This is a genomic window from Streptomyces sp. NPDC050546 (assembly GCF_044457425.1).
Taxonomy (GTDB): Bacteria; Actinomycetota; Actinomycetes; order Streptomycetales; family Streptomycetaceae; genus Streptomyces.
In genome coordinates, this window is record NZ_JBITGX010000002.1 from 536,732 (window position 1) to 560,008 (window position 23,277).

Below are 23,277 nucleotides of genomic sequence, written 5' to 3' on the forward strand. Positions count from 1 at the left end.
TCCGCTCAGAGACAAGGAAGAGGAACCCCCCTTGATCACGGCTACGCCGCGCCCTGCCGCGCCGCCGCACGCCCTTCTCACGCCGTCGTTCTCGGTGCGCACCGCCCGCCCCGACGAGGCCGCCGCGCTCGCCACCCTGTCCCTCCCCTTCGTACGCTCGGGTGCGCTGCGCGAACGCCCCGTCTCCCTCTACGCCGCCCAGGCCGCGGACTTCCAGGTACTGGAGGGGCCGGACGGCACCTTGGAGGGCTGCGTGGGCATGCGGGCGTATCCCGAGGGGGGAGAGGGTGCCGGACCCGCGGGCGTCGTCTACAACTTCTGCGTGGCGGAGCACCAGCAGGGGAGCGGAGCGGGAGCAGGCCTGCTGCGCGCGGTCCTGGCCATGGCCCGCGCCCGATCACTCGACGCCCTGTTCACGGCGACCACCGGCGGTGGTGGACTCTTCCTCCGCTACGGCTTCACGCCCACGACCGCCGACCTGGCGCCGCGGTCCTGGGCGCGGTCCCTGGACCCGCGGCGCAACGCCCGGGTCCTGGTCAGGACTTGGTGACCACGGACTCGGTGACCGCGTCCGGAACCACGGTCGTTCCCGGGCTGGTCTCGGCGAGAACGCCGCGCAGCACCGCGTGCGGCACGCGTCCGTCCAGTACATGCGCCTGGCGCACGCCGCCGCGGACGGCCCGCAGACAGCCCTCCATCTTCGGCAGCATCCCGCTCGCAAGACCGGGCAGCAGCCCGTCCAGCGCGCCGGCCGTCAGCCGTCCGATCACCTCGGTGCTGCGCGGCCAGTCCGCGTACAGCCCCTCGACATCGGTGAGCACGACCAGCCGCTCGGCGTCGAGGGCGACGGCGAGTGCCGACGCCGCGAGATCGGCGTTGACGTTGTAGACCTGCCCGTCCGCGCCGCGTGCCACGGGGGAGACGACCGGGATGTGCCCCTGCTCCAGCAGGGCGCGCACCATCGCCGGGTTCACGTCCACGATGTCGCCGACGAGCCCGATGTCCACCGCCTTGCCGTCGACCAGGGCCGGTCGCCGTACGGCGGTCATCGTGTGCGCGTCCTCGCCGGTCAGGCCCACGGCGAAGGGACCGTGGGCGTTGATGGCGCCGACCAGCTCCCGCTGGACCCGCCCCGTCAGCACCATGCGAACCACGTCCATGGTTTCCGGGGTGGTCACCCTGAGGCCCGCCTCGAACCGGCTCTCCAGCCCGAGCCGGTCGAGCATCGCGCTGATCTGCGGCCCGCCGCCGTGTACGACGACCGGGCGCAGACCCGCGTGCCACAGCTCCACCATGTCCTGCGCGAAGGCCCGTTGCAGACTGGCGTCCACCATGGCGTTGCCGCCGAACTTGACGACGACCACGCTGCCCAGGAGGTCACCCGGCGGCTGGGGAAGGGAGGGGAGAAGGGTCGCGACCGGGTCGGCCTGGGTCACGCTCACGGAGTCACTCCAATTCAAGGATGTGTCGTCGAGGAAGGCACCGCTGCTCCGCGCCGCGGGCGTCACGCGTTCCTCCGCTCCCGGTGCAGGAGCAGGGCGCGCAGCAGACCGTCCGTCGTGCTGACCACGCCGGTGCGCGCGGCCCACCGGAGCGCCAGTGCGTGCTCCTCGGCGGAGAAGTCGGCGACCGCGTCGGCCACGACGAACGGCTGGATGTCGTTCATGAAGGCGTCCGCCGCGGTCAGCAGGACACCGAGGTGCGCGTGCACCCCGCAGATGATCAGCTGGTCCCGGTTCTGGGAGCGCAGCAGCCTGCCGAGATGGCTGCGCAGAAAGGCGTTGTGGCGCACGTTCGCCAGGAGGTGCTCTCCGGGGCGGGGCGTGAGAGGCGCGATGATCGCCGCGGCGTCCGGCTCGTCCCCTATCCCCGGCCCCCACATGTCACCGACCAGCCCTCGCTGCGCGGGCGGCTGCCCGGCGGGCTCCGCACTGAACACGACCGGCATATCCAGGGTGTCGGCGAGTTCCCTGAGCGCCGCGATGTTGTCGACGAGTTCCACCACGGGGGCGCGGCCGGCGGGGAAGGCCCGGACGAAGTGGTTCTGCATGTCGTGGACGAGGAGGGCGGCACGTGCCGGGTCGATCCGCCAGGAGACCTGCGACCGGGGGATCGCGGAGCGCTCCGGCATGGGATAGGAGCCGATGGCCGGCAAGCCCATGGTGATTGTCTCCCCCGATCACGCGACGCGGTCCGGACCCACACGAGAAATTTAGCTTAGCCTAACCTAAATTGAGCTCCGTGGGGCTGGAGTTGACGCAGCATGGCCCGGCCTTCCGGATGTGGCGGTGGTCACGCACCTCGTCGAACGCCGTTGCGCAGGCCGGCGTCGGCCATTCGCCCCGGCCGGATGGGGCTGAGCGCTGGGTCCGCCGGCGGCGGGAGGGTCAGCCGAGCCGCTCCAGCGGGACCGCCGCCACGCTGTGCCCGCGTCGGTCGAGGATGCGGCCGACGTTCTTCTCCGTACGCAGCACCACCGCGCGGTCGGCGACGCGGAACCCCAGATGGGCCATCTCCTGCTCCAGGTGCGCCTCGAGGCGGTGCACGTCGTGGACGCCCCGCAGCCACACGTCGAGGATCAGATTGTGCGGCCCGGCGGCGACGGTGCACAGACGCAGTTCCGGCAGGGTCCGCAACGCCGCCGCTGCCGCGTCCAGGTGCCCCGCCGGTACGGAGGCGAAATACACGGCGGTGACCGGCCAGCCGGTGAGCGGCCGGGCGAGGCTGCAGCGCAGGACCAACTGGCCGGCGGCGAGCAGGTGGCCGAGCCTGCGGCGGGCGGTGGCCACGCTCGTACCGGTGCGTCCGGCGAGTTCGCTGAGCGGCATCCGGCCGTCTTCGCCCAGGGCCACCACGAGGCGCCGGTCGAGCGGGCGCAGCGGCTCGGGAGGCGCGGGTGGTCTTTCCGGCGGGTGCAGCCGGGCTCGCTGCTCCGCGGAGAGAGCGCGCAGCCGCCACCGGCTCCCCTCGAACGGGGCGGCCGTGATGACGTGCGAGCGAGTCGAGCGGACCCCGGGGCACCGGGCGACGCGCTCGCCGATGTAGTCGGCGAGTTCATCGAGGCCGTAGGCCCAGACGATGGCCAGGATGTCCCGGGCGCCGGATGTCTGCTTCACACTCAGGGTGGCGATGTCGCGGGCGAGGACCTCGGCGACACGGGTGGCCTGCGCGGCCGCGGTGACGATCTCGACCTGGGCCATCACCCGGTCGTCCGTCGCCGGCGCCGTATGACCGCTCACCCAGGCGGCCCCGCTGTCGGAGAGCCGCTGCCAGCGGCGCGCGACGGTGACCGGGTCCACGCCGAGTACCCGGCCCACCAGGGACCAGGGGGCGCGGGGATGGATCTGCAGGGCGTTGACGATGGCCAGATCCAGCTCGCTGAGTTCCTGATCCTGCATTCCGCGTACTCCAGTGAACGAATCCTGCAAATCGCCGTCCCTGCTGCTGAAAGACCTGAGGCTACCGCGACATCCGACCAGCACAAGGAGCGGTAGCAGTGGCCCTGAAGATCATCAACGCGCGAATCGTCGACGGCACCGGACGCGCCCCCGTGTCCGACGGTGTGGTCGTCACGGACGAGCACGGCGACCTCGTCCATGTCGGCCGCGCCGAGAACGCCCCGGCCACCCCGCCGGACACGCGCGTACTGGACGTGGCGGGCCGCACCGTACTGCCCGGTTTCATCGACTGCCATGTGCACCTCGGCGCCGAGCACGGCCGGGCACTGTCCGAGCGCTTCGCCATGGACGACACGGTGGAGACCTTCCGCACCGCCCGCCGGCTGCGCCGCACGCTCGATGCCGGCATCACCACCGCCCGCGACCTCGGCGGCCTGCCCGCCGGATTCCGGGTCGCGGTCGCCGAGGGCCTGATCGAGGGGCCCCGGCTGCACACAGCGATCCGCATCATCGGCCACACCGGCGGCCACGCCGACTTCACCACCCCCTCGGGCATCGACACCAGCGGCGGTGTCGGCGAGATCGCGGACACCCCGTCCGAGGTGCGCAAGGCGGTGCGCCGGCTGCTGCGTGAGGGAGCGGACGTCATCAAGCTCTGCGCGACCGGCGGCATGGGAAGCCCGCACGACCAGCCCGAGGACGAGGGACTCACGGAGGAGGAGATCCGCGCGGTCGTGGACGAGGCGCGCCGGCACGGCGGACGCCCGGTGGCCGCGCACGCCCAGGGCACCGCCGGCATCCTCAACGCCATCCGGGGCGGCGTCACCAGCATCGAGCACGGCTATGGCCTGGACGCCGAGGCCCGTCAACTGGCCGGGGAACAGGGCGTGTTCGTCGTCCCCACCCTGTCCACCGTCTTCGACGGCATCGACAAGGCGACCATGGCGCCCTACCACTACGAGAAGAAGACGCGCTGGTCCGGCATCACCAAGGAGAACATCTCCGCCGCGATCGCGGACGGGCTGCGGATCGCGATGGGCACCGACGCCGCGATCAGCCCGCACGGTCAGAACCTTCGCGAACTGCTGCACCTCGTCTCCCTGGGCATGTCCCCGAGGGACGCCATCGCCACCGGTACCCGGGTCGCCGCCGAACTCCTCGGACTCGACGACCGGGTGGGCACGCTGGAGACCGGCAAGGCCGCGGACCTCGTCGTGTGCGACGCCGATCCGCTGGCCGACATCTCCTTGCTCGCCGAACCCGCGCACATCCGCTGCGTGATCCAGCAGGGCGTCATACGCAAGAACACCCTCACCGAACGAACCGAACGAACCGAACGAACCGAAGGAACCGAACGAACCGAAGGAACCGAACGAACCGAAGGAACCGAGCGCACCGACCCGTGCGACGGCGCCCGCCGTACCGACTGAGAGGCGACCGCCATGCAGGACACCCTCGCATCGTCATCCCCGGCACAAGCCGCCGGCGGATACGGCAGCGGCAGGCTCATGGCCGGCCTGGAGCGCCTGGGCAACCGGCTGCCGCACCCCTTCTACCTCTTCACCGCCCTCTTCGCCCTCCTCGCCGTGGTCTCCACCGTGCTGGCCCGGGCGAACGTCGGGGTGACGGTGCCTGGCCAGAGCGAGCGCCTCGAGATCCAGGGGCTGCTCACCGGGGGCGGCATCAGCTGGTTCCTGGAGCACGCGCTCACCAACTTCACCGGCTTCCCGCCGCTGGGCACCGTCCTGCTGATGATGATGGCGGTCGGTGTCGCCGAGCGGACCGGCCTGCTGGAAACGGCGGTCCGGGCGACCGTCGCCAGGGCGCCGAAGTGGCTGCTGCCGTACGCGGTGGCGTTCGTGGCCTGCCAGGGCCATGTGATGAGCGACATCGCGGTCCTGGTGATCCCGCCGCTGGCCGCCCTCGTGTTCAAGGCGGCCGGCCGCCACCCGGTCGCCGGCCTCATCGGTGCCTTCGCCTGCGTGTGTGCCGGCTATTCGGCGGGCTTCACGGTGGGTGCCCTCGACGCTCTGTACGCGGGCATCACCGAGAAGGTCGCGGCCGTGCTGCCGGCCGGACAGGACGTGCCCACGCATCTCCTCGTCAACTACTTCTTCACCGCCTCGGCCAGCGTGGTGCTCGCCCTCATCGGAGGCTTCCTGACGGCCCGGGTGCTGGAGCCGAGGCTGCCCGCCCCGGTCACGGACGAGTCGTCCGACGACGAGTCCGCCGGTATCGGCGCGGAGCAGAAGCGTGGACTGCTCTGGGCCACGGCCGCGGTCGGTGCGTATGCCGCGATCGTGCTGGTCGCCTGGCTGCTGCCCGGCAGCCCGCTGCGCGGCGAGGGCGGTGCGCTTGTGCCGTCGCCCGCGCTCAGCGGGATCGTGCCGATCCTGTTCGGCGCGTTCGTGATCGCGGGCGCGGTGTTCGGGGTGAAGGCCCGTACCGTGACGCACCACAACGACATCCCGAAGATGATGGGCGAGTCGGTCACCTCGATGTCCGGCTACATCGTGCTCATCCTCGTCATCGCGCAGTTCATCGCGGTCTTCACCTGGTCCAACCTGGGCACCCTGCTCGCGGTGGAGGGTGCGGAGCTGCTGAAGTCCGCGGGGCTGACGGGCTTCACCGCCCTGGTGCTCTTCGTGCTGGTCGTCAGCGTGCTGAACCTGCTGATCAGCTCCGGCTCGGCGTTGTGGTCACTGATGGCCCCGGTCTTCGTGCCGACCTTCATGCTCATCGGCATGTCCCCGGCGCTGACCCTGGCGGCCTTCCGGATCGCGGACTCGGCGACCCAGATGATCTCGCCGCTCAACCCCTACCTCTTCCTCTCCCTGGCCCTGATGCGCCGCTACGAACCGGGCGCGCAGCTGGGCACACTGATGTCCCGGCTCGCGATCTACATCCTGCCCTTCATGGGGGCATGGCTGGCCGTGCTCGGCATCTTCTACGCCTTCGACCTGCCGCTCGGACCCGGGACCGGAATCCACCTGCCATGACCGTCCGGCAGCTTCCCATGACGCCGGCGGGACACGCGCGGGGCCCGCACTCGGGAGAGTGCGGGCCCCTGTGGTGCGTTGCGTCGTCGGAGGGCTGCCGCTAGGGCTCCTCGACCAGGTACTTGACGCCATCCACCACGAACTCGCCGTAGTGGAGGGCCGATCCGATGGTCTCCATCCTCCTGTACTGGTCCGGGGACAGCTCCGCGCCGCGGACGTTCACGGCCGCCCTCAGCAGCACCCGGAACGCGAGGTCCGGAGTGCAGCGCTGAGCGCAGTCGACGAGTGCCTCGCGCACCTCGGCGTCCAGGAACGACGCCTGCTCGATCTCGGCGACGACCGCGTCCAGGTGGGCCGAACCGTCCTCCAGGTCGGCTCCGGTGAGCGGACGCACATCCGCCTTCGAGGACAGCCTGGCCTCACAGAGGCCGATGACCGTCCGCGTCCACTCGGACCCCGTGGTCCGCTCGAAGCCCGGCATGTACTCCGCTCCGGCCGTCCACAGCACCTCGAGCGTCTCCGGGGGAAGGTTGTCGACGAGTGTCCGGGCGTCGCGGCGAACCGCGAGGACCTCCTCGTCGGCCTCTTCCGGGAAGTGTTGCGCGACGACCTCGGCCGCCGTGTCCCCCTCGCAGGTCCAGTCCTGGTGGAAGAAGCCCATCACCCACGAGATGCCGAAATCGAACTCGGTGAAGCGCTGCACCCGTGTCGCCTCCTTACTTCGGATAGCAGGTCTGTACGTAGTAACCGGCCTTGTGCTTCCCCGGACCCCGATACCTCACGATCTTGATGAAGAACTCGTTTCCGGCGGCCTCAGCGGCCCTGTCCTCGTCCTTCCAGTACCTCGTGCCCAGGGAGGAGTCCTTCGGGCCGTAGCGACCCGACCAGGACAGTTCGTTCGTCTTGTTCTTCCGGAGCCACGTGGTGATCGCGGAGGCGTGGTCCTTCAGTGCGAAGTCGACGACCGTCTGTGCCGTCTCCTGGTCCTTCCACACACTGTTCGGCGTGTCCATGCCGTTGTTCTTTATCGTCTTCTTCCTGGCCAGCTCCCTCGCGTGCTCCGGGCTCGCGTTCACATGCTCGTCGAGGGTGTGCGCGTCGTCGAACTTGGCGTCGTCACCCTCGAGGTCGTTGCAGTTGTGGACGAGGACCGGCGTACTGCCCGCCACGGCGTAGAACGTGTGCAGGCCGGACACGGTCAGGTCGTACACGGTCCGCGGCGTCGACTCGTTCCGGTCACGCAGGGCGGTCACGGTGCGAAGGGCGCCGTCCGGCGTGCGCAGACGGTCGCCGGTGCGCAGGTCCGAGGCGAGAGTCCAGCCGCGGTCGACGACGAAGAGCTGGTGACCCCGTGTACTGGTGAGACGCCCCCCGTCCGCCAGGGTGATGTCCAGCAGATCCGTGGCGGGGTGGGAGAACGTACGCGTGACCGGCTCGCCCCGCGTGGTCTTGGCGTCGGGGTCGGTGGCCAGCAGCAGGTCACCCAGGCGCACGTCCCGGATCGGCTTGCGGCTGCCGTCGGCGAGGACCACTTCGGTTCCGCCGGGGAAGCTGTTGAGCCTGCAGGCCGTCCTCGACTCCTCGAACGAGTCCACCGTCCGCTCGATGTCGGCGAGGGTCTCCGGATCGACGTCCAGCTTCTTCAGCGCCTTCAGCGCGTCGGCGACACCTTCCCCGCGGCGCAGGGCGGTGTTCAGGGTATGGATCGCGTCGGCGATGAGGCCGTAGGCCTTGTTCGGGATGAAGTTGGACGCGGCCCAGGCGCAGTCGCCGTAGCTGCCCGAACCATCACCCTTGATCTTGTGGTAGCAGCCGGTGAAGTCGCCGATGATCGACTCGTAGATGCCCTTCCACAGCCCCTTGGTCGCGTCCCAGGACGACACCTTGACCGTCTTGGTCAGGTTCGGGAACGTCTTCGTGGTGAGGAAGAACGTGTCCTCGGCGGGGCAACCGGACTCGGTGGCGGGCACGTCCGGGTTGGCGCAGAGGTAGTAGCTGACGACCGCGTCGAACGTCACCTCGTAGACCAGGTCGCACGGAAGGCGCGAGCAGTCGTCGGGCAGACGCTGTGGGTCTCCCTTCTGCTTGAGGTCGTCGATGACGGAGAAGACCCCGCCGACCCCGGTGCCCGCGCCGGCCTGCACCTGCTTGTTCGCGTCCTCACGGCCGGCCTGGTCGGCCGCCTGCTGGGCCGAGTCCGCGTACTTCTGGGCGTCCTTGGCCGCTTCCTCGGCCTCGGTCGCGGCGGCGTCGGCGCGTTCGGCGGCGTCGCGGGCGTCCTTGGCGGCCTGCTCGGCTTCCGAGGCCGCGGTGCGGGCCGCTGCGGCGTCGAGGGCGGCCTGGTCGGCGGCGTCGCGGGCGTCCTTGGCGTGGCCCTCGGCCCGGCCGGCTGCCTTGTCGGCGGCGGCTGCGTCCTCGGTGGCCTGGCGCTGGTACTCGATCGAGCGGGCCAGTGACTGGCTCGCCTTGGACGCGGCCAGGGCGGCGTCGGCGGCGTAGCCGAGGGCTTCCTTGGCGTAGCCGCGTGCGTCGGCCGCGTGCCCTGCCGCGTTGGCCGCGTGCTGGTAGGCGGCCTTGGCGTCACCCTTCGCCTGCTCGGCGAGGGCCTTGGCGGCGGCTGCCTCCTCCTTGGAGTTCTTGGCGTGCGCGTCGGCGACGGCCTTCTGCTGCTCGGCGATCGACTTCGACGCCTGCCCGGTCAGGACGACCAAGCCGGCGGCCGAGTCGGTGGTGACGTAGGGCGAGCCGAGCTGGATCGCGTCGTTGGCCGGCCGGACAACCTGCGCGGCCGCGTTGCCCGCGTCCACGGCGGCCTGGGCGGTGACGTGGGCGAAGCCTGCTGCCTTGGCCGAGGCCACCAGGGCCTTGGCGGCCTCCTTGTTCGCCTCGTCCGCCTGGGACTTGGCGGTCTTGGCGTGCTGTTCCGCCTCATCGGCCAGCTCGACAGCCGTCTTCGCCTCGGCGGCGGCGTGCGCGGCGGCCTTGATGGCATCGGCCACAGCGGCGGTCGCGGTCTTCACCGCGGCATCCGCCCGCAGCTTCGCCGCCTGAGCACCGTCCGCGTGGGCGCGGGCGCGCTTGGCGGCCGCCTCGGCACGGGTGGCGGCAGCGTCCGCGTCCGCTGCGGCCTGGGTGGCGGCGTTGGCCTCGGAACGCGCCCTGCCCGCTGCGGCCTCGGCATCGTCGGCGTGTCCGTCCGCCGCGTCGGCGGCCGCCCTGGACTCCTGCGCGTTGCTGTCGGACTCGTGGGCATCGGCGTACGCGTCCTTGGCCGAGGCCTTGGCCCGGGCGGCGTTGGCCTTGTGCTCGGCGTCCCAGGCATCGTCCCGCTTGGCCTTGGCGTTGTCCCGGGCCTGGACGGCGGCGTTCTTCTTCTCGACCGCGGTGCCTTCGGCGGCTTCGGCCTTCTCCTTGGCCTCCTTCGCGTTCGACGCTTCCGCCTGGGCGTTCTCCTTGTGGCGGGCTGCCTCGGCCTGCTTGGCCTCGGCGGTCTCCTTCTCGGTCTTCGCGGTCTTCTCTTCGGCTTCCGCGGCCAGCCGCTTGGCGTGCGCGTCGGCTGCGGCCGCCTTCGCGTCACCCTCCGCCTTCAAGGCGACGGCGAGCTTGGCCTCAGCGGTCTCCTTGTCCTTCTTGGCGTTGTCGCGGTGCACCTTCGCCGCATCCGCGGCGGCCTTGGCCTGCCACTCGGCCGCCTCCGCGGCCTTCTTACGGAACTCCGCCTTCGCCTGCGCGGCCTGGGCCAGCGCACGCTGCGTGATCGTCTCACTGTCCGCGGCCGCGGCACGGGTGGCCGCCTCAGCGGTCTCACCGGCCTTCACCATGGCCGTCAGCGCAGCCGCCGCACCCTTGGTGACCTGCGCCTTCTGCTGCCCCACCAGCAGACCACGACCCCGCGGAGCACCCGACTGGTCAGCGATCGTGTAGGCGGCCTGCTCGGCGGTGTCGGAAGTGGTGACGGCCTTCTGCGCTGCCGCCAGCTGGGCCTTCAGCGCGGCGAGCTGCTTCTTCGCCGCCGCCTGAGCGGCCGTGACACCGGCCTTGGCCTTGTCGAACTGTGCCTTCGGCGGAACCGTCCCGGTGTGCCCGGACGGCTTGACGCGGTACTTCTGCGAGGTGCCGCCGGAGCACGTCCACAGCCGCGCGTCAGTGCTGTTCGTGAAGTTGGCCAGGTCCAGGCACTTGTCGGTGGCGGTGTTCTTCAGGGCCGTGGCGGCGCGCAGGTTGTACTCCCACGTCTGCGCCGGGGAACTGTTGCACGTCCAGATCTGGATCTTCGTGCCGTTCGCCTCGTTGGTCCCCGAAACATCCAGGCACTTCAGGGAGTTGACGTTCCGCAGGTGCAGGCCCTTGTCGTCGCCGTAGACCTCCCACTGCTGCTGAGCCTTGCCGTTGCAGGTGTAGATCTGCACCGGCGAGCCGTTGGTCTTCGCACCACCCGGGATGTCGAGGCACTTGCCCGACGCGCCCGGCACCTCGATCACCGCCGGAGCGTCACCGACGTATCCGACGCCGCCCGCGGACCAGTAGTCCTGCCAGCGCGTGAGGTGGTCGGCCGTCCAGGAGTGGCCCAGCATGTCGCCCAGCGCCTTCGCGCCCGCGGCCAGCGCCGTGGTGGCGTCCTTGTTCGCGCCCAGGATCTGGTTGCGCTGCGCTGCCTGTGCGGAGACCTCCTGCTGCCACTCGGTGGCGGCGGCGGAGGAGATGTCGTCCAGCACCTTGCTCGGGTCGATCGGATCCCGCCACGCGCACGCCGCGAACCGGCTCTTCAGGTCCTCGACCGCGATGCGGTACTCCGCCGTGCCCGGCTGCGGGGCCGTACGGGGGAAGCCACCGGACGCGAGGAAGAGACGGGCGTTGTCCGCGCCGGTGGGCTCCAGCGACCAGTCGGAGAGGTGCTTGAAGGCGTCCCGCTCGGCGAGCGCACGATTCCACTCGTCACTGGGAAGACCCGGATCCGGGTCCTTGCCGTACAGCGGGGCACCGAGGTCCTTGACCGCCTTGACCGTCGCCGCGTCAGCCCTCGGGGTGGAGTCCTGGTAGAAGTCCCCCTCGTCCTTCCAGAACCGCTCCGCTGTCCACTTCGTCAGGCCGGTCTGGCCATAGAAGTCGTCCCTGCCGTCATTGGCTGTTCCGGGCGGCCAGTGGAAGCCGGTCTCAGTGAAGCCGGCCGGAGTGGTCAGCCCGGTAAGGGGCTTACCCCACCCGTCCCGCAGCGCGTTGAGGGCGTTCAGCTCCTTGCTCGCCGCGTCCTTGTCCTTCTGGTACGCCGCGGAGAGCGGGGTGTTCTCCCAGTTGTCCCGGTTGGCCAGCTCACGCAGCTTCGCCGGAGTCTGGTTGAGACCGTCCTGCGCCGTCGTGGCCATCGACGGCCCACCCAGACGCAGCACATCGGCCATCAGGCACTGGTCCTGCCGCAACTGCTCGGCAGCCGTGTCCTCGTTCCAGTCGTACGAGTCGTTCGCCGCCGCGGTCTTCGCGGCGGTCAACTGGAGTACGTCCGGCTGGACAGCCAGTCCGCTCAGCATGGTGACGGCCACGACGGACGTGACGACGGGAGTGCGGAGACCGGATCTTCTTGGTCTGGTACTGGTTCTGGAGCTGAAGAACCCTTGTCTCGGGCGCAACAGAGCATCCCTTCATCGCAAAGGAAGGCAGGCGGGGGTGACCGCCCGAAGAGGCGGAAGCGACAGGGAAGATCAGGCCGTCGTCTCGGTACGGAGACCGGAGCAACGGGCGGAGCAGGCTGAAACAGCATGCGTGAAGTGCCGGAATCGCGGCATGGCGACCAACCTCTCCCCGTGGCGACACCGTTCCCCCGGCCGCCGGTTGACTCACGCGATGGCGGAGTGGTCAGCAGCCGCCCGTCGCGACGATCACCATACGCGCACATGAACGGGACAGGACAAGTCAAATCTTGATCTCGGAGTTGGCCGCCGCAAACGTGCCGGTCGAGGCTCACGGATCTCGACGTGGACAACTTCCGTGCTCAAGCTCGGGATTACGTGTGAAGCAGACGTGAAGGTGTGTCAGGTTGGCGCGATTACCGCATCAAAGTTGACCGGAATTTGCCCATCACTGACGAGGTCATCGGATTCGCCTGAACAGCGAACCCGATGACCTCCCCGATACCCCCGGGGCGGCCGTCTCCTGCCGCACCGAAGTCCTGACCGACCTCGGAAGCAACCGACCCGACCGAAGTCAGCACGCCCCTGGGGGTCCTCAGGCCGCCGTCAGCGCCGCCAGGGCGCGGTCCATCGCGGCGTTGAACTCCTCCGGCGTCAGCGGCAGCCGGGACTTGACGTCCCGACTCCACTGGTCGGCGAGGACCTCGGCGGAGCCCGCCTGGACACCGTCGAGCGCCGTGTCGGCCAGGTCCGACGGTGCGATCTTGTCCACGGGCCAGCCCGCAGCCATGTCGGTGTCGGCCAGGCCGAGGTGCACCGCTGTCACGAGCGTCCCCTGCTCGGCGAGTTCCAGGCGGACGCCGTTGGTCATGGCCCAGGCGGCGGCCTTGGTCAGGTGGTAGGCATTGGCGCCCTTGCCCCCGAACCACGACATGGCGGAGAGGATGTTGACGATCGCGCCCCCGCCGTTCCTGCCGAGCGCCGGCGCGAACTCCCGGATCATTCCCAAGTGGCCGAACAGGTTGGTCTCCAGCTCGTGCCGTACCGCGTTCAGCGAACCGGTCACCAGGTCGGTCCCCGTCTGGATCCCGGCGTTGTTGATGAGCAGCGAGACGTCCGGAGCGGCCTCCGCCGCGGCCCTCACGGATGCGGGATCGGCGATGTCGAGGGGCAGCACCTCGACCCCCGGCAGGTCCACGGTCTCCGGCCGGCGAGCCGTCGCGTAGACCTTGCGGGCGCCCCGTTCGAGCAGGCGCTGGGCGAAGGCGCGGCCCAGGCCGCGGTTGGCTCCGGTGACAAGGGCAACTGAGTTGTTGATGTCCATGCCCGGTACGCTAAAACCTGACGTTGACGTCAGAGGCAAGTGCTGCTCATCAGGGCCGGGGTGAGAGGAATGACCATGACCGTCACAGAGGCCGCGGCCGAGCGGCCCATCCGCATCGGCGAGGTGGCACGGGGCGCCGGCGTCTCGGTACGCGCCGTGCGCTACTACGAGCAGCAGGGGCTGCTCATCGCGGAGCGCAGCCCATCCGGCCAGCGCCTCTACCGGCAGGACGCCATCACCCTGGTCCGCTTCTTCCAGGAGATGTTCGCCGCCGGCCTGACCAGCCGAAGGATCACGGAACTCCTTCCGTGCTGGGACTCCGGGCACACCGACGCCGATCAACGAGCCATGCTGCGCGCCGAGCGCGATCGCATCCAGGCCAAGGTCGACGACCTGCAGGCCGCCCTGGACCGCCTCGACGAAGTCATCGCGATCACGGACACGCACCCGTAGGCGCGGTCGGCCGGACATCCGTCGCACCAGCGATCTACGGCTGGAGCACTGACCGGCGATGAGCGTCTATGTCGCGCGCCGCCGGATTCGGCGACGGTTCTTGAACGCCCCGATGGTCAGCCGGCCAAGCCTCTGTGGCGATCGTCACGAGAGTCTTCAGAGCCCGTTGGCTACGCTGATCGAGGCCGTCCATGACGGGCAGCGCGGGGACGCGAGGGCGCCTCGAGCACCCTTCCCGACGTCATAAGCCCTTGACCTGCAAGAACGCAGGCAGGGAGCCTACTTGCGGGAGTACATCGATGTTCCGAACCATGTTCAAGTCCAAGATCCACCGAGCCACCGTCACCCAGGCCGACCTGCACTACGTGGGATCGGTGACCATCGATGCCGATCTGCTCGACGCCGCCGATCTGCTGCCCGGCGAGCTCGTGCACATCGTGGACATCACCAACGGCGCCCGGCTGGAGACGTACGTCATCGAGGGCGAGCGCGGATCCGGGGTGGTCGGGATCAACGGGGCCGCCGCGCATCTCGTGCACCCCGGTGATCTCGTGATCATCATCAGCTACGCACAGGTGACGGACGCCGAGGCGCGGGCACTCACCCCCAGGGTCGTGCACGTGGACCGCGACAACCGGATCGCGGCCCTGGGCGCCGACCCGTCCGAGCCGGTGCCGGGCTCGGACCAGCAGCGCAGCCCGCAGGCCATCAGGGCCTGACCGGACGCAGACGGGACAGGAGCATGTCCATATGAAGGACCTGGAGATCCGCGACGACCGGGCGGCGGGCCGCCTGGAGGCGCTGACCGGTGGTGAAGTCGTCGGCCGCATCGAGTACTTCGTCCTCGAGAGCCCCGAGCGCGCGCTGGTGCCCGTGCACACGATCGTCGAGCCGGCCCACGAGGGCCAGGGCATCGCGGGGTCGCTCGCACGTGAGGTGTACGCCATCGCCGGACGCGAGCACAGCCCGGTCGCCTCGCTGTGTCCCTACGTCACCCGGTGGGCCGAACGCCACCCCGACGAGGCCCGCCCGGCCGATGCGGACCTGCTGACGGCGGCCAAGGAATGGCTGTCCGCCCACCCCGGCCGCTTCTGACCCACCTGGCCCCCTGCCCGTCCCGCGCCGGAGTGACTGGCGAAGCAGGTGCCGGGTAGGCGGGGGAGTAGTCCAGAGCCGGAGTCGATCGACTGGCTGGAGGGCCTCATGACGAATCCGTTTCCCGACCCCGTGCACCCCGACCCCGTGCACCCCGACCCCGTGCACCCGGGGCCGACACCGGGCCCGGATCCCCAGCACCCGGAGCCGCGCCCCGACCCGGTGCCGGATCCACAGCCACCGCCTGGCCCGGAGCCGACCCCGCCGCCCCCGTCCCCGACCCCGCCTCCGGGGCCGGACCCCGTGCCGGGTCCCGACCCGTCGCCGATCCCCCCGGGCCCCGAACCCGTACCCAACCCCGAGCCGGGCCCGCCGCTGACCTGAACGACACCGGAACGACAACGAGAAGGGGCCGGTGGACAGCCGATACGGCCGTCCACCGGCCCCTCACCGTTCCTCAGCGGCGAGCGCCTACGCGGAGACCTCCGACCGGTCCCCGCCCCACAGCGTGTGGAACGAACCGTCCCGGTCCACCCTGCGGTAGGTGTGCGCACCGAAGTAGTCCCGCTGCCCCTGCGTCAGCGCCGCCGGCAGCCGCTCCGCGCGCAGGGCGTCGTAGTAGGCGAGGGCCGCGGCGAAGCCGGGGGTCGGCACGCCCTCGCGGGTCGCGGCGATCAGCACCTCGCGCCAGTCGTCCTGGGCGTCCGCGATCTCCTGCGCGAACGTCGCGTCCGACAGCAGGCTCGGCAGGTCGGGCCGGGTGTCGTAGGCGGAGCGGATCCGGTCCAGGAAGGCCGCGCGGATGATGCAGCCGCCACGCCACAGCGCGGAGACCGCACCGAGGTCGATGTCCCAGCCGTACTCGTCGCGGGCCGCGTCGATCTCGTGGAAGCCCTGCGTGTACGACACGATCTTCGACGCGTACAGCGCCTGCTCCACCCGGTCGGCGAAGGCCTGGGCCTCGGACTCGCTGAGCGCCTTGGCCTTCGGGCCGGCCAGCCCGCGCGAGGCCTCCCGCAGCGCCGCGTGGCCGGAGAGGGAGCGGGCGAAGACGGCCTCCGCGATACCGGACACCGGAACGCCCAGGTCGAGGGCGATCTGGACGGTCCAGCGGCCGGTGCCCTTCTGCTCGGCCTGGTCCACCACCACGTCCACGAACGGCTTGCCCGTCTCCGCGTCGACGTGCGACAGCACCTCGGCCGTGATCTCGATCAGGTAGGAGTCGAGGCGGCCCTGGTTCCAGGTGCGGAAGATCTCCGCGATCTGGGCGGGGGAGTAACCGGCGACATCGCGCAGCAGCTGGTACGCCTCGCCGATGAGCTGCATGTCCGCGTACTCGATGCCGTTGTGCACCATCTTCACGAAGTGCCCGGCACCGTCCGGACCGACGTGGGAGACACACGGCGAACCGTCGGCCGCCTTCGCCGAGATCTTCTCGAGCATCGGGCCCAGCGAGTCGTACGACTCCCTCGGGCCGCCCGGCATGATGCTCGGCCCGTTGAGCGCGCCCTCCTCGCCGCCGGAGACACCCATGCCGACGAAGTGGATGCCCTGCTCGCGCAGCTCGCGCTCCCGGCGCCGGGTGTCCGCGAAGTGCGCGTTGCCGCCGTCGATGATCATGTCGCCGGGCTCCAGCAGCGGGGCGAACTCCTGGATCACCGCGTCCGTCGGGTCACCGGCCTTCACCATCACGACCAGCCGCCGCGGCCGCTCCAGCGCCGCGACGAACTCCTTCGCACTCTCGCACGCGACGAAGTCCCCCTCGCCGCCGAACTCCTCCACCAGGGCGCGGGTGCGCGCGGGCGTCCGGTTGTGCACCGCCACCGCGTAGCCGTTGCGGGCGAAGTTACGGGCGAGGTTGCGGCCCATGACCGCGAGACCCGTGACGCCGATCTGCGCTGTACTGCTCATTCGGTTGGCTCCTAAAGACCTCGGTATCGGTGCTGCGGGTGGTGTCCACCAGCATGCCCCCGTCGACCATCCTGACGTGCCGCTACTCCGGCCGCACGCGCGGGTCGTACGACGTCGCGCAGCGTGATACGCACGAGAGCCCCGTCGCGCTCAGTCGATGTAAGCGTCCCCGCGCACGTCGCACCCGCGCACCGGGCGGCGTACACGGTGCACCGCCGTGGCGCACGTCGCGCAACAGGGGCCTCATACCGGCCATTTGGGCGCCCGGGCGGCTGATAGCCGTCTTGTTCTGGCCGGTTCGCAGCGCTTACTTTTGCCCCTCCTGACGCATGTCTAGGGGGCAATCGATGGCCGTACGCGGCCGGCACCGCCGGTATCAGCCGAACAGGATCAACCGCGCCTCACTCACCGTCACGGCGGGTGGCGCGGGCATCGCACTGCCGTTCATGGGCACCGGCGCCGCCCAGGCGGCGGACGTGGACACCTGGAACAAGGTCGCCGCCTGCGAGTCCACCAGCAACTGGAGCATCAACACCGGCAACGGGTTCTACGGCGGTCTGCAGTTCACCCAGTCCACCTGGGAGGCGTACGGCGGCCGGGGCTACGCGGCACGCGCGGACCTGGCCACCAAGGACCAGCAGATCGCCGTCGCCGAGAAGGTGCTCGACGGGCAGGGCCCGGGCGCCTGGCCGGTCTGCTCGGTGAAGGCCGGACTGACCCGGGGCGGAGGCGAGCCCGACATCCGGCCGGCCTCCGAGAGCACGAAGAAGGACGCGAAGAAGGACAGGAAGAGGGCGAAGACCTCCATCGAGGACGTGCGGCCGCAGTCCACGCCGCAGTCCCGGGCGGGCAGCGCCGAGATGTACACGGTGGTCCGCGGCGACACCCTCTCCGAAATCGCGTCCGACCAGGAGGTCAGGGGCGGCTGGCGGGGTCTCTATGCCGCGAACCGCTCGGCCATAGGAGCCGACCCCGACGTGATCTTGCCCGGTCAGCGGCTCGCGCTGAGCGGCGAGGGCGCCACGAAGACGCGTCCCGCGCACAAGCCGGCCCCGTCGGCCAAGCCGTCGCCCAAGAAGCCGGACCGCGCGAAGGAACGCGCCAAGGACCGCACCGAGGAGCGGAGCAAAGAGCGCGCCGGAAGGTCCACGTCTGCCCGGCAGGGCCTCGTCGCTCCCGTCAGCGGCTCCCTGGGAACGCCCTACCGCAAGGCGGGCTCGTCCTGGTCGAAGGGCTACCACACCGGCGTCGACTTCCCCGTGCCCACGGGCACGTCCATCAGGTCGGTCGCGGCGGGCAGCGTCGTCAGCGCGGGCTGGGGCGGCTCGTTCGGCTACCAGGTCGTGGTCCGGCACGGCGACGGCCGCTACAGCCAGTACGCCCACCTGTCGGCGATCTCGGTGCGGGACGGGCAGACGGTGACCGCCGGCCAGCGCATCGGCCGCTCCGGCTCCACCGGCAACAGCTCGGGCCCGCATCTGCACTTCGAAGTGCGGACGGGGCCCGGTTTCGGTACGGACGTCGACCCGGTGGCCTATCTCAGGGCCGGCGGCGTCACGATCTGACGCGCGTGCGGTGCCGGTCGACCGTGGGCAGCGGGACGTACGGGATGCCGTAGAAGGGCACGTAGGAGAGCGGGCGGCGTTCGCCGGGGCCCGAGGCCACCGGCGGTTCCCCGCTCTCGTACGGCATGTCCGGCGCGGCCTCGGGCTCCTCGGCGGTCAGGGGCACGGCTTCGTCCCCGGACCGGCCGCGCCCGGCCGTGCCACGGTCCCCTGCCCCTGCACGCGCCTGCGGCAGCGCCCCCACGGCCACGGGTGGTGCCCCCACGGTCGCGGTCAGTGCACCCAGGGGCTCCTCCGAACCGTTCACCGCTTCGGCCAGGCTGCCCACTTCGACGGGCGACGCCCTCACCGTCTCGGGCAGCGAGTCCCTGCTTCCGAGCAGGCTGCGCACCGTCCCGGCCGCATCGCCCGTGCCCGCGGACCCGGCACGCACCGGCTCGGGCCGGCCTCGTCCGGAGCCGGTGGGCTCCGGAACCGTTCCGGACGCCCCGAGGCCCGTGTCGACGGGGACCAGGCCCGTGCCGGCGACCTCCAGGCCCGTCCCCGGGCTCTCCGGCTGGCCCTGTGCGAGCCGTTCCGTCGTCAGGAGGATCAGGCCGCCCGCCGCCACCACGCCGCAGCTCAGGGCGAGCGCCGTGCCCGTCGTGCCGTAGCGGAAGGTTTCTCCGAACATCGTGATGCCGACCGCGGCCGCCACCACCGGGTTCACGACCGTCAGCGTGGCCAGCGGGGCCGTGAGCCCGGCGCCCCGGTACGCGGCCTGCGACAGCAGCATGCCGGCCGTGGCGAGGACGCCGATCACGGCCAGCGAGGGCACGTCGGCCGCGGACACGCCGCCGGTCCAGTCGACCGCGACGGTCTTGGTGAACACCGAGGACATGCCGAACGCGATACCGGAGGCCGTCGCCAGCAGCATGCTGCGGACCGCCGGGTGCCGGTGCGCGGCCCGGGCGGCGATCATCAGCGCCACCACCGCAGCCGCGGTCACGACGGCCACGGCCACCCGCTGGGCCGTGTCCAGCGACCGCGCGTCGGACGCGGCGACCAGGGACAGCAGACCGGCGAGCCCCACCGTCGCCATGATCGCGCCCCGCCAGGCCGTGGCCCCCGCCTTGCGGCCGACGAACAGCGCCGCCATCGGCAGGGCCACCACGATGGTCAGCGCGCCCAGCGGCTGCACCAGGCTCAGCGGACCGTACGCCAGCGCCACCACGTGCAGCAGTCCACCGAGACCGTTGAGCCCGACCGCCGCCCACCAGCCCGGCCGGCGCAGCGGCGCGTACTCCTCGCCCGGCGAGGACTCCGCCACCCGCTCCTGCACGATCGCCCCGCCCGCGTACGCGACGGCGGACACGAGGGAGAGCAGGACGGACAACGCGAGGGCGCTCATCGGCTGCTCCTCTGCGTCAGGCGGGGGCATTCAGCCCGGCGCGGCGAAAGGTCGGCTTTCATGACCAACACCCTGCCGTGTCCAGGTCTTCCCGTCGTCGTCCCTGAGCACTCATTGGGTCCTACTGCCGATGGAGTACGAGGGGAGCACCGTCATCCCCAGGGTGGGCGACCACAGTCGGGGGCCACCGGGTCGCGTCCCCTAGGGGCCTTGGTACTACTGGTCTTCGTGGACCTCGACCCCGACCTCGCCGCACTCCGCCCGCTCGGCGGCTTCTTCGTGCTGCGCACGGAGGGAGCGGCGGCCAGGCCTCTTCCCACTCTCGCACAGGCCTACCGCGAAACGTCACCGGACGTGTGCGGAAATCCCCTGATTTTTCGCGTCCGCAAGGTGGCTGACGCCCTGCACGCCCCGGAGTCGCGCATCGCCGCGTCCGTGGCCCATCTCGGCCTCGCGGCCCGCCTGTGGTCCGTCGCGCTCGGCTGCGCCGTCCTCTACGGCGGTGTCCCCGACCTCGACGCCCGGCTGCTGCGCTGGGACCCCGACGGCAGCGCCCCCGACGACCTGTGGCTGACGGACGTACGGCCGCGCCCCGGGGCGGACGCGGCGACGCTCGCGGACACCGTCCTCGACGGCCACCTCGAACCCCTGGCCGCGGCCCTGCGCGCCCACCACCGCCTCGCCCCGGGCCTGCTGCGCGGGAACTCCGCCTCCGCGCTGGCGGGCGCCGCCCGCGAACTCGACCGCTGGGCCCGGCGGCACGACCGCGCGGACACCGCCGCCCGGGCCCGCTCCCTGGCCGCCGAACTCCTCGCGCATCCCCTGCTCGCCGGCACCGGGACCCTCACCGGCACCGCCTTCCGGCGCCGCAGCTGCTGTCTGTACTACCGGGTGCCCGGCGGGGGCCTCTGCGGCGACTGTTGCTTCACGACGCCGCCCCGCTCTTCCCCACACGCCACATCTGGGTGACCATGAAAGGGAACGGCCGCTGAGAGCAGGGAGTTGCGGGTGCGAGTGGGACTGCTGACCCGGGAGTACCCGCCGGACGTGTACGGCGGTGCGGGCGTCCATGTGGAGTTCCTCGCCCGGGAGCTCAGAGCCCTGGTCGACCTGGACGTGCACTGCTGGGGCGAGGGCCGCGCCGACGGCGTGCGGCGCCACCGGCCCTGGTCCACGCTCGACGGCGCCAACGACGCGCTGCGCACCTTCTCCGTGGACCTCGCCATGGCCGCCGCCCTGGAGGGCCGCGAGCTGGTCCACTCCCACACCTGGTACGCCAACCTCGGCGGCCACCTCGCCAAGCTGCTGTACGGCATCCCGCACGTGATGACCGCCCACTCCCTGGAGCCGCTGCGCCCCTGGAAGGCCGAGCAGCTCGGCGGCGGCTACGAGCTGTCCAGCTGGGCCGAACGCACCGCGATCGAGGCCGCGGACGCGGTGATCGCCGTGTCCGGGGCCATGCGCGAGGACATCCTCGGCTGCTACCCCGCACTGGAACCGGAGCGGGTCCACGTCGTGCACAACGGCATCGACACCGCCCTCTACCGGCCCGACCACGGCACGGACGCCCTGGACCGGATCGGACTCGACCGCTCCCGTCCGTATGTGCTGTTCGTCGGCCGTATCACCCGGCAGAAGGGCGTGCCCCACCTGCTGCGCGCGGTGCGGGACATCGACCCGGCCGCGCAGGTCGTGCTGTGCGCGGGAGCACCGGACACGCCGGAGATCGACCAGGAATTCCGCGAGCTGTTCGGGGAGCTGAGCCGGGTCCGCGACGGCGTGTTCTGGATTCCGCGGATGCTGCCGCGCCCGGAGGTGATCCAGCTCCTCACGCACGCCGCCCTGTTCGTCTGCCCCTCGGTGTACGAGCCGCTCGGCATCGTGAACCTGGAGGCGATGGCCTGCGGCACGCCCGTGGTGGCCTCGGCGGTCGGCGGCATCCCCGAGGTCGTGGACGACGGCGTCACCGGCCTGCTCGTCCCGGCCGGTGACGACTTCGAGGCGGGTCTCGCCCGGGCCATGGACACCGTCCTGGGCGACCGGGAGACCGCCCGGCGGATGGGCGAGGCCGGGCGGGAGCGGGCGGTCGGCGAGTTCGGCTGGGACGCGGTGGCCCGCCGCACGGTCCGGCTCTACGAGGAGATCCTGAAACAGGCATAGCGCGTCCCGCACAGGGGCAGGCATCGGGAAATCGGCGTGAGGGGAGCGGCCATGCGTCGTGGTGGTCCTTCGGTCCTGGGAATCGTGCTGGCCGGCGGCGAGGGCAAACGCCTGATGCCCCTGACGGCGGACCGCGCCAAACCCGCGGTCACCTTCGGCGGCACCTACCGCCTGGTCGACTTCGTGCTGTCCAACCTCGTCAACGGCGACATCCTGCGCATCTGCGTCCTGACGCAGTACAAGTCGCACTCGCTGGACCGGCACATCACCACGACCTGGCGGATGTCCAACCTGCTCGGCAACTACGTCACCCCCGTGCCCGCCCAGCAGCGCCTCGGCCCGCGCTGGTACCTGGGCAGCGCCGACGCGATCCTGCAGTCGCTGAACCTCGTCTACGACGAGCAGCCCGAGTACGTCGCCGTCTTCGGCGCCGACCACGTCTACCGTATGGACCCCCGCCAGATGCTCGCCCAGCACATCGACAGCGGCGCGGGAGTGACGGTGGCCGGGATCCGGGTGCCGCGCACCGAGTCCTCGTCGTTCGGCGTGATCACGCCGGGCTCGGACGGCCAGACGGTGGAGCGCTTCCTGGAGAAGCCGACGGATCCGCCCGGCCTGCCGGACGACCCCGACATGGTCTTCGCCTCCATGGGCAACTACATCTTCACCACCAAGTCCCTCATCGAGGCGCTCCGGCGGGACGCGGAGGACGAGTCCTCCGTGCACGACATGGGCGGCTCGATCCTGCCCCAGCTCACCGACCGGGGCGAGGCGGCGCTCTACGACTTCAGCGCCAACCACGTGCCCGGCGAGACCACCCGCGACCAGGGCTACTGGCGGGACGTCGGCACGCTGGACGCCTACTACGAGGCCCACATGGACCTGATCGCCGAGCGCCCCGCCTTCAACCTGTACAACCGCGACTGGCCCATCTACACGCACTCGTACCAGCTCTCGCCGGCCCGCTTCAACGCCGGCGGCATCGCCAGCGAGTCCATCATCAGCGCGGGCTGCCTCGTGCGCGGCCAGGTCACGCGGTCCGTGCTGTCGCCGGGTGTCGTGGTGGACCCGGGCGCGGTGGTGCAGGGCTCCGTGCTGCACGACAACGTGCACATCGGCAGGGGCGCGGTGGTGCGGGGCGCCGTCCTCGACAAGAACGTCGAGGTGCCGCCGGGCGCGACGATCGGCGTCAACCCGGAGCGGGACGCCGAGCTGTACACGGTGTCCAAGGGCGGCGTCATCGCCCTGGGAAAGGACCAGTTGGTCACCTGACGCGGGGCGGCTCGAGGGACTTTGTCCTGCCTCTGGACGAAGAACGGAATCCGTGTTGTCATGCCACCGCCCGTACATGACAACGA

General features: G+C 71.0%; 18 protein-coding genes. 10 read left to right on the forward strand and 8 right to left on the reverse strand.

Annotated features, from left to right (window positions below):
* Nucleotides 1–31: 31 nt before the first annotated feature.
* Nucleotides 32–550 (forward strand): GNAT family N-acetyltransferase, encoded by a 519-nt coding sequence (locus ACIBK5_RS07135; protein WP_399017033.1) that lies wholly within the window; start codon nt 32–34, stop codon nt 548–550.
* Here ACIBK5_RS07135 and argB read toward each other — a convergent pair.
* From argB to ACIBK5_RS07150, 3 genes are all read right to left on the reverse strand, one after another.
* The gene (gene argB, locus ACIBK5_RS07140; RefSeq protein ID WP_399017307.1) at nt 537–1,373 is read right to left on the reverse strand and encodes an acetylglutamate kinase; all 837 of its coding nucleotides are present in this window, start codon (nt 1,371–1,373) and stop codon (nt 537–539) included. The genes ACIBK5_RS07135 and argB overlap by 14 nt on opposite strands.
* 131 nt (nt 1,374–1,504) lie before the next feature.
* Nucleotides 1,505–2,161, reverse strand: coding sequence for an isochorismatase family protein (locus tag ACIBK5_RS07145; RefSeq protein ID WP_399017035.1), 657 nt, complete (start codon nt 2,159–2,161; stop codon nt 1,505–1,507).
* A gap of 226 nt (nt 2,162–2,387) precedes the next feature.
* Nucleotides 2,388–3,398: an Lrp/AsnC family transcriptional regulator gene (locus ACIBK5_RS07150; protein ID WP_399017037.1), complete on the reverse strand. Its 1,011-nt coding sequence runs from the start codon at nt 3,396–3,398 to the stop codon at nt 2,388–2,390.
* Nucleotides 3,399–3,502: 104 nt separating this feature from the next.
* On the opposite strand from ACIBK5_RS07150, the gene ACIBK5_RS07155 reads away from it, so the two are divergent.
* Both ACIBK5_RS07155 and ACIBK5_RS07160 read left to right on the forward strand, forming a co-directional pair.
* Nucleotides 3,503–4,828 (forward strand): amidohydrolase family protein, encoded by a 1,326-nt coding sequence (locus ACIBK5_RS07155; RefSeq protein ID WP_399017308.1) that lies wholly within the window; start codon nt 3,503–3,505, stop codon nt 4,826–4,828.
* Nucleotides 4,829–4,840: 12 nt separating this feature from the next.
* A complete protein-coding gene (locus tag ACIBK5_RS07160; protein WP_399017038.1) occupies nt 4,841–6,397 on the forward strand; it encodes an AbgT family transporter in 1,557 nt (518 codons plus the stop codon).
* 100 nt (nt 6,398–6,497) lie between these two features.
* On the opposite strand, the gene ACIBK5_RS07165 is transcribed toward ACIBK5_RS07160, so the two are convergent.
* The 3 genes from ACIBK5_RS07165 to ACIBK5_RS07175 all read right to left on the reverse strand — a co-directional run bounded on the left by ACIBK5_RS07165 (nt 6,498) and on the right by ACIBK5_RS07175 (nt 13,345).
* Nucleotides 6,498–7,100, reverse strand: a complete 603-nt coding sequence (locus ACIBK5_RS07165; protein ID WP_399017040.1) for a contact-dependent growth inhibition system immunity protein — start codon at nt 7,098–7,100, stop codon at nt 6,498–6,500.
* Nucleotides 7,101–7,113: 13 nt separating this feature from the next.
* Nucleotides 7,114–11,922 carry an RICIN domain-containing protein gene (locus tag ACIBK5_RS07170; RefSeq protein WP_399017310.1) on the reverse strand — a complete coding sequence of 1,603 codons (4,809 nt, stop codon included), beginning with the start codon at nt 11,920–11,922 and terminating at the stop codon, nt 7,114–7,116.
* 694 nt (nt 11,923–12,616) lie between these two features.
* A complete protein-coding gene (locus ACIBK5_RS07175) occupies nt 12,617–13,345 on the reverse strand; it encodes an SDR family oxidoreductase (RefSeq protein ID WP_399017042.1) in 729 nt (242 codons plus the stop codon).
* A 75-nt stretch (nt 13,346–13,420) separates the two neighbouring features.
* Between ACIBK5_RS07175 and ACIBK5_RS07180 the strand changes: the two genes are divergently transcribed.
* The 3 genes from ACIBK5_RS07180 to ACIBK5_RS07190 all read left to right on the forward strand — a co-directional run bounded on the left by ACIBK5_RS07180 (nt 13,421) and on the right by ACIBK5_RS07190 (nt 14,893).
* Nucleotides 13,421–13,798: a MerR family transcriptional regulator gene (locus ACIBK5_RS07180; protein ID WP_399017043.1), complete on the forward strand. Its 378-nt coding sequence runs from the start codon at nt 13,421–13,423 to the stop codon at nt 13,796–13,798.
* A gap of 299 nt (nt 13,799–14,097) precedes the next feature.
* Complete coding sequence (panD, locus tag ACIBK5_RS07185; RefSeq protein WP_399017045.1) at nt 14,098–14,517, forward strand: aspartate 1-decarboxylase; 420 nt, start codon at nt 14,098–14,100, stop codon at nt 14,515–14,517.
* A 31-nt stretch (nt 14,518–14,548) separates the two neighbouring features.
* On the forward strand, nt 14,549–14,893 hold the full coding sequence (locus ACIBK5_RS07190) for a GNAT family N-acetyltransferase (RefSeq protein WP_399017047.1): 345 nt from the start codon (nt 14,549–14,551) through the stop codon (nt 14,891–14,893).
* Between the two features lie 471 nt (nt 14,894–15,364).
* Here ACIBK5_RS07190 and gndA read toward each other — a convergent pair whose 3' ends face one another.
* A complete protein-coding gene (gene gndA / locus ACIBK5_RS07195; RefSeq protein ID WP_399017049.1) occupies nt 15,365–16,804 on the reverse strand; it encodes an NADP-dependent phosphogluconate dehydrogenase in 1,440 nt (479 codons plus the stop codon).
* Nucleotides 16,805–17,151: 347 nt separating this feature from the next.
* Between gndA and ACIBK5_RS07200 the strand changes: the two genes are divergently transcribed.
* Nucleotides 17,152–18,369 (forward strand): transglycosylase family protein, encoded by a 1,218-nt coding sequence (locus ACIBK5_RS07200; RefSeq protein ID WP_399017051.1) that lies wholly within the window; start codon nt 17,152–17,154, stop codon nt 18,367–18,369.
* Here ACIBK5_RS07200 and ACIBK5_RS07205 read toward each other — a convergent pair.
* Nucleotides 18,359–19,759, reverse strand: coding sequence for a DMT family transporter (locus ACIBK5_RS07205; RefSeq protein WP_399017053.1), 1,401 nt, complete (start codon nt 19,757–19,759; stop codon nt 18,359–18,361). The genes ACIBK5_RS07200 and ACIBK5_RS07205 overlap by 11 nt on opposite strands.
* Before the next feature lie 210 nt (nt 19,760–19,969).
* Between ACIBK5_RS07205 and ACIBK5_RS07210 the strand changes: the two genes are divergently transcribed.
* The 3 genes from ACIBK5_RS07210 to glgC are packed head-to-tail and all read left to right on the forward strand — an operon-like array spanning nt 19,970 to nt 23,191.
* Nucleotides 19,970–20,728 (forward strand): (2Fe-2S)-binding protein, encoded by a 759-nt coding sequence (locus tag ACIBK5_RS07210; protein WP_399017054.1) that lies wholly within the window; start codon nt 19,970–19,972, stop codon nt 20,726–20,728.
* Nucleotides 20,729–20,767: 39 nt separating this feature from the next.
* Nucleotides 20,768–21,919 (forward strand): glycogen synthase, encoded by a 1,152-nt coding sequence (gene glgA / locus ACIBK5_RS07215; protein ID WP_399017056.1) that lies wholly within the window; start codon nt 20,768–20,770, stop codon nt 21,917–21,919.
* 51 nt (nt 21,920–21,970) lie between these two features.
* The gene (glgC, locus tag ACIBK5_RS07220; protein WP_399017057.1) at nt 21,971–23,191 is read left to right on the forward strand and encodes a glucose-1-phosphate adenylyltransferase; all 1,221 of its coding nucleotides are present in this window, start codon (nt 21,971–21,973) and stop codon (nt 23,189–23,191) included.
* Nucleotides 23,192–23,277: the final 86 nt, after the last annotated feature.